The sequence below is a fragment of the Nonomuraea lactucae genome, assembly GCF_003313395.1.
GTDB classification, from domain to species: Bacteria; Actinomycetota; Actinomycetes; order Streptosporangiales; family Streptosporangiaceae; genus Nonomuraea; species Nonomuraea lactucae.
Map to the genome: position 1 here is coordinate 1 of NZ_QNFZ01000867.1, position 6,552 is coordinate 6,552.

Consider the following 6,552-nt stretch of genomic DNA (forward strand, 5'->3'; position numbering starts at 1 on the left):
ATCTACGTATTCAGCGGAAACCGGCGGGTCTACCTCAAACCAGACGCCCAGCTCAGCGGCAGGCCTGAATGGATACCAAGCGGGAATCCCGCATCGCCTGGTGGTCGGCGATCGCGCTGCTGCGCTCCATGGTCTCCTCCCCCCGCGCCGCCGCCCAGACCTTGCAGACCCGCTCGGCCGCCGCCGTGGCCGCGAGCCCGGAGGAGGCAGACCGGCTCGGCGCCCCGCTGACCAGCGACGCCTCCGACAGCGACGTCATGGAGGGCCTCGACGTCGCGCCGGGCGCGGAGACCGATGGGGCGAAAGCGCGGCTGGCCCAGCTCGCCGAGCGCGCCGCTAAGCTGGAGGGCCCCGACGAGGACCTGAAGCTGGCCGCCCTGGTCAAGCATCTCAAGGCACTGATCCGCGAGGGCTACAACCCGATCGTCTTCTGCCGCTACATCCCCACCGCCGAGTACGTCGCCGAGCACCTCGACGGCAAACTCGGCAAGAAAACCGTCATCCGGCACGTCACCGGCACCCTCTCCCCGCAGCAGCGCCTGCAGCGCATTGAGGAACTGGCCGACGAGAGCGCCAGCGCACCGCGTGTCCTGGTCGCCACGGACTGCCTGTCGGAGGGCGTCAACCTCCAGCATCACTTCGACGCCGTCGTCCACTACGACCTGGCCTGGAACCCGACCCGCCACGACCAGCGCGAGGGCCGCGTCGACCGCTACGGCCAGAAGCGCGATGTCGTCAAGGTCATCACCCTGTACGGCAACGACAACGGCATCGACGGCAAGGTCCTCGAAGTCCTCATCAAGAAGCACCGCCAGATCCGCAAGGACCTCGGCATCTCCGTCTCCGTCCCGGACGCCGCCTCCACCGGCGTCACCGACGCCATCGTCGAATGGCTCCTCATGCGTAAGCAGCGGCCGGACCAGGAGGCGCTGTTCGAGCTGGAGGAGCTCGACCGCAAGGCCGAGACCCTGGAAGCAGAGTGGAACTCGGCCGCCGAGCGCGAGCGCACCTCCCGCTCCCGCTTCGCCCAGCGCTCTATCCACCCGGAGGAGGTGGCCCGCGAGGCCGCCGCCATCCGCGACACCCTGGGCCGCTCCGACGAGGTGCAACATTTCGTACGGAACGCGCTCGACGCGCTGGACGGCGTGATCCGCGAGAACGGCATTCCCGGCGACTTCACCGCCGACATCAGCGGCACCCCCACCGGCCTCCGCGACGCCGTGGCCCCGGTCATCGGCGGCGAGTTGGGCCGCCCGATCCCGTTCCGGACCACGGCGGCGGTGGCCCGCGGCGAGGCCGCTCTCGTCCGCACCGATCCCGTGGTCGGGGCTCTGGCGGGGTTCGTGCTCAACACCGCGCTGGAGACGGAGGGCAGGCGCCCGGCCAGGCGCTGCGGGGTGATCCGCACCGACGCCGTGCAAACCCGTACCACACTGCTGCTGGTCCGCTACCGCTTCCACCTCACGCTGCCGTCCCGCTCGGGTGAGAAGCAGATCGTCGCCGAGGACGCCCGCCTCCTGGCCTTCCAGGGTTCGCCCGCCGCCGCGGTCTGGCTGGCGCCGGAGGAGGCGCTCGGGCTCGTCGACGCGACCGCCGACGCCAACACCGACCCGGTCTTCGGCGAGCGCACGATGACCCGCGTCCTCGACGGCCTGCCCGCTGTCGCCGGTCAGCTGAGCGAGTACGGCAAGCAGCTCGAAGCCGAGCTGGAGGACTCCCACCGCCGGGTGCGCAGCGCGTCCGGGGAGATCGTCCGAGGTCTGGACGTCACCGTGCAAGAACCCGCCGACATCCTCGGCGTCTACGTCTACCTGCCCGCCGGAGGGGTCGCCTGATGTCCGCAGTCACCCGCGACCAGGTCTTCTCCGCCGTCCACACGGTCGGCGGCCTCCTCCCGGCCGACATGCTGCTGCGTCTCTCGGAGGGCAAGGGCGTCCCCGGCTGCCTCCCCGCCGACTACAAGGCCATCGGCTCCCGTACGGTGCGGGACGACGCCGAGCGGCACTGGGAGTACCTCAAGTCGGTCTGGAAGGAGCTGCGGGAGAAGCTACCGGTCGCGCCCGAGTCCGAGACGCCGGCCGACCCGACCGGCCTGGCGATCTCGCAGTGGCTGGTGCCGCTCTTCGCCGAGCTCGGCTTCGGCGAGCTCTCCACCGTAGGTGCCACGGGTATTCCGTCCGATGACGGTAGTCGCACGTTCGCGATCAGCCATCACTGGCAGCACGTCCCGATGCACCTGGTCGCGTGGAACACCGACCTGGACAAGCACCGCAGGGGCCAGGTCCCGCCGCAGTCACTCGTCCAGGAGTTCCTGAACCGGACCGAGGCTCACCTGTGGGGTGTTATCACCAACGGGCGGCGACTGCGCCTGCTGCGCGACTCCAGCGCGCTGGCAACGGCCTCGTACGTCGAGTTCAACCTTGAGGCCATCCTCGACGGCGAGCTGTTCAGCGAGTTCGTGCTGCTCTACCGGCTGCTGCACTACACCCGCTTCAAGATCGAAGACAATGAGGCGCCGTCGGCCTGCTGGCTGGAGAAGTGGCGAGTCGAGGCCATCGTCTCCGGCGTCCGCGCCTTGGAGGGCCACCGTGACGGCGTTCAGAAAGCGATCACCGCGCTGGGCACCGGCTTCCTCAAGCACCCGGCCAACGAACGGCTCCGGGCCGAGCTGGACGTGGACAAGTTCCACGCCGCACTGCTCCGGCTCGTCTACCGGCTGATCTTCCTGTTCGTCGCCGAGGACCGCGACGCCCTGCACCCGCCGGGCACGGACCAGAAGACCCGCGACCGCTACGAGAAGTACTTCTCCTCCGCCCGCCTCCGCGGCCACGCTCTCCGCCGTCGCGGCACCTCCCACGCCGACCTCTACCAGGCGCTGAGAATCGTCCTGGACGCTCTGGGCGACGAGAACGGTCGGCCGGAACTCGGCCTCCCCGGCCTGGGCGGCCTCTTCGACGACATCGAGACGGACGCCCCGCTGCACGGCGCGCTGATCTCAAACGCCCACCTGCTGGAGGCCGTGCGGCACCTGGCCCGGGTCAAGGACGAGGGCACGTCCCGGTGGCGGACCATCGACTACCGCAACATGGGCGCGGAGGAGCTGGGCTCCATCTACGAGTCCCTGCTTGAGTTGATCCCCAAGCACAGCGAGGTGGACCGTACCTTCGAGCTCGTCAACCGCCTGGGCAACGACCGCAAGAAGACCGGCTCCTACTACACGCCCAGCGCACTGATCGAAACCTTGCTGGACTCCACCCTCGACCCCGTCATCGACGACGTGCAGAAGCGTGGCGAGGTCAAGGCGTCGGGCGAGCCGGACGCTTCCGATCGCATCGTCACCGAGCTGCTCTCCCTGACCGTCTGCGACCCAGCCTGTGGTTCCGGCCACTTCCTGGTCGCCGCCGCTCGCCGCCTCGCCAAGCGGGTGGCCGCCGTCCGCGAGGGCAACCCCGAGCCAACGCTGGATGCAGTACGGCACGCGCTACACGAGGTGATCGCGCGGTGCGTGTACGGGGTGGACCTCAACCCGATGGCGGTCGAGTTGGCCAAGGTGTCACTCTGGCTCGAAGCGTTGGAGCCCGGCAAGCCGCTTGGCTTTTTGGATGCGCACATCAAGCAAGGCAATGCCCTCATCGGCGCGACGCCCGCACTCATGCGGGACGGCATTCCAAGCAAGGCTTTCAGAGCCGTCGAGGGTGACGACGTCAAGTTCGCGGCGTTCCTGGAGAAGCAGAACGAGCAGGAGCGTTCCGGGCAGGGCGGCCTATTCGATCTGGGCACCGAAACAAAGGTGACCAACACGGCGCTCGCCTCCGGTCTACGCGCCATCGTCGGCGCGCCTTCAGGCACGCTCGCCCAGGTTCACCGCCAGGAAGCGGCCTATCAGGAGTGGGAGTCGTCACCCGAGTATGTCCAGGCCCGGCATCTGGCCGACGCCTGGTGTGCGGCGTTCATGTGGCACAAGACCAAGGACGCCCCGCCCCCCATCACACATGACGTCTTTCGCGCTCTGCAAGATCCAAAGCAGACTGCCGCCTCCCAGAACACTCATGATGAGATCGCGCGACTGCGCGATGAGTACCGGTTCTTCCACTGGCATCTCGCATTCCCCGACATCTTCACCGTCTCGGAGCACGCCGACACCGATATCGACTCTTTCAACGGCTGGGCTGGCGGTTTCTCCTGCGTGCTGGGCAATCCTCCATGGGATAGGTTGGAGTTCGAGGATAAGAAGTATTTCAGCGTCGTCGAACCGAGAATTGCCGAAACAGCCGGAGCGGCGCGCCATGAGCGCATCTCTACATGGGAAAAGGAACATCCTGACGCAGGAGCACGATATCGAGCAGAACGTCACAAGCTGAAGTCGACGTCCCATTTCGCTGGATCCTCCGGCATCTTTCCCCTGTGCGCCAAGGGCCTTACAGCCGGAGGAGTCACCAAACTGCAGGCAGACCAGCTCTTCGCCGAACAATTCACCCGCCTAGTGGCACCCAAGAGTCGTTTCGGCTGCATCATACCCACCGCCATCGCCACGAACGCAGGCGCTCAGTTCCTATTTAGCAACCTCTCTCAGCGTGGTGGATTAAAGCTCTTCTACGACTTCGAGAACAGCAACAAACTATTTCCTGGCGTCCACGCCAGCTACAAATTTTGCCTACTATCAGGCACCGGCATCGGCCTCCGTGAGCCAATGGCGCAATTTTCATTCTTTCTCACAGATACGGCAGATATCGATAGATCGGACAAAGTCTTCACCCTCTCCCCAGAGGAGATCGCCCTCATAAATCCAAATACGGGAACTTTGCCGATTTTTCGTACTCGTCGAGAAGCAGATCTCACCATCGCAATCTATCGGTCATTTCCCGTTCTACAAAGAGACAGGCAGAGAGATTCCAATTCGTGGAATATTGACTTCAAATATCTGTTCCGTAATGCCAATGACGGCGACCTCTTTCGCTCTCGCGCCGAGTTAGAACAAGAGGGATGGGAGCTTCACAAAAACGTCTTTATCCGTAACGAAGAGCGCATGCTGCCGCTCTACGAAGCAAAGATGGCCCATCATTTCGACCACCGCTGGAATTCCTTTTACAATACTGGCAATGAAGACCGGCGCCGCCTACCTCTCGCGGAAAAGCGCGATCCGAATACTGTAGCCATGCCGCGCTACTGGGTCACAGAAGGGCCTACCACAACCACCAGGAAGAATAAAGCGGTTGATGTCCCCGGCGTCACGGCAAGACTTGATGAGGCGAATTGGCATCGAGAGTGGCTCTGCGGTTGGCGAGACGTATGCCGAGCCACTGATGAGCGCACAGCCATACCCGCTTTTCTCCCACGTGTAGCGGTTAACCATAAATTCCCGCTGATGCTTCCCCGCCACCCCGCCGATCTTGTGGCCTCACTGATTGGCATTCAAAGTTCGCTGGTATTCGACTTCGTGAGCCGCCAAAAAGTGGGCGGCATCACCATGAGCCTCTTCATGTGGAAGCAACTTCCAGTTCCCGCTCCTCAGTCATTGGAACTCCACCAGGCCTTAATTGTTCCTCGCATTCTGGAGCTCGTCTACACCTCCTACGACATAGCCGGACTCGCCCGTGATCTTGGCGACACCGGCGAGCCGTTCCAATGGAACGAAGAGCGTCGCGCCCAGATCCGGGCCGAACTCGACGCCTACTTCTTTCACCTCTATGGCATAAATCGTTCAGACGTGAACTATATTCTGGAGTCCTTCCAGTCAGAAACCGGTGGACTCAAGAACAACGAAATTGCCAAGTACGGCACCTACCGAACCAGGGACCTCGTCCTGACGGAATATGACCGCATGGCAGCGGCCGGCGTAAGTCTCGAAACCCCTCTCGTCGATGGGGAGAACTTCGCCTCCACACTTATCCCCGCACCTGGTCATGGTCCCCGCCATTCGGCGAGAGGCGAAATAGAGGGCAAACGAGAGAACTAGGCCCGAATATCGAATTCGCCATCCATGACGCCGCCGATGAACGCCTTCCACTCATCGCGAGTGAACAGCAGCTTGGGCCCATCCGGGTACTTGCTGTCACAAACGGCGATCAGCCCGGGAAGGTTCGTCGCAACCTCCACGCACTGGCCGCCGTTATCAGAAGAGCGCGATGACTTCCGCCACACGGCGTCACTCAGGTCCATCTGCGCCTCGCTTCCTCGATCTTCTGGAGGGATATCCGCTCAGGATATGCCCACATCCTGAGCGCTTCATAGCGATGCCAAATCGAGGCCACGATATCACGCTCCGTAGTGATATATGCCTGTGCCGGTGAGTCCGAACTGACAACGTCAGGTTGCCCGTGGGAAGCTCAGCGATCATAAAGGCACCGGCCAGCCCAGCTACGCATTCCGGATCGACGACCTGCAAGAAAACACGGGCCTCTGAGTCATCTCCAGCAGATGGCCCAGTTGCTCATGCATCACTTCGGCTCCGCCGATCCTGCGGTGGAGCACACCCTGAGCCCTTTTCATCCCTTGGCGGTGGCCTGCTGGTCACAGCATGATCGCGAGGTCGACGTTTGCCTGCCGACATCA

General features: G+C 63.8%; 4 protein-coding genes. 2 read left to right on the top strand and 2 right to left on the bottom strand.

Going from position 1 to position 6,552, the window contains the following annotated elements; genetic code table 11:
* Positions 1-68 precede the first annotated feature (68 nt).
* Together DQW85_RS29965 and DQW85_RS29970 are read left to right on the top strand one after the other, a co-directional pair.
* On the top strand, positions 69-1,835 hold the full coding sequence (locus tag DQW85_RS29965; RefSeq protein WP_113703182.1) for a helicase-related protein: 1,767 nt from the start codon (positions 69-71) through the stop codon (positions 1,833-1,835).
* Positions 1,835-5,956 carry an Eco57I restriction-modification methylase domain-containing protein gene (locus tag DQW85_RS29970; RefSeq protein WP_113703183.1) on the top strand — a complete coding sequence of 1,374 codons (4,122 nt, stop codon included), beginning with the start codon at positions 1,835-1,837 and terminating at the stop codon, positions 5,954-5,956. Before DQW85_RS29965 ends, DQW85_RS29970 begins: the two co-directional genes overlap by 1 nt.
* Here DQW85_RS29970 and DQW85_RS29975 read toward each other — a convergent pair.
* Positions 5,953-6,159: a DUF397 domain-containing protein gene (locus DQW85_RS29975; protein WP_113703184.1), complete on the bottom strand. Its 207-nt coding sequence runs from the start codon at positions 6,157-6,159 to the stop codon at positions 5,953-5,955. The two genes, DQW85_RS29970 and DQW85_RS29975, sit on opposite strands and share 4 nt — an antisense overlap.
* 198 nt (positions 6,160-6,357) lie before the next feature.
* Positions 6,358-6,489: a Scr1 family TA system antitoxin-like transcriptional regulator gene (locus tag DQW85_RS48315; protein ID WP_420819194.1), complete on the bottom strand. Its 132-nt coding sequence runs from the start codon at positions 6,487-6,489 to the stop codon at positions 6,358-6,360.
* Positions 6,490-6,552 lie beyond the last annotated feature (63 nt).

Coding starts and splice junctions, on each gene's coding strand:
- DQW85_RS29965 (WP_113703182.1), top strand. CDS start 69: ATGGATACCAAGCGGGAATCCCGCATCGCCTGGTGGTCGGCGATCGCG.
- DQW85_RS29970 (WP_113703183.1), top strand. CDS start 1,835: ATGTCCGCAGTCACCCGCGACCAGGTCTTCTCCGCCGTCCACACGGTC.
- DQW85_RS29975 (WP_113703184.1), bottom strand. CDS start 6,159: ATGGACCTGAGTGACGCCGTGTGGCGGAAGTCATCGCGCTCTTCTGAT.
- DQW85_RS48315 (WP_420819194.1), bottom strand. CDS start 6,489: ATGAAAAGGGCTCAGGGTGTGCTCCACCGCAGGATCGGCGGAGCCGAA.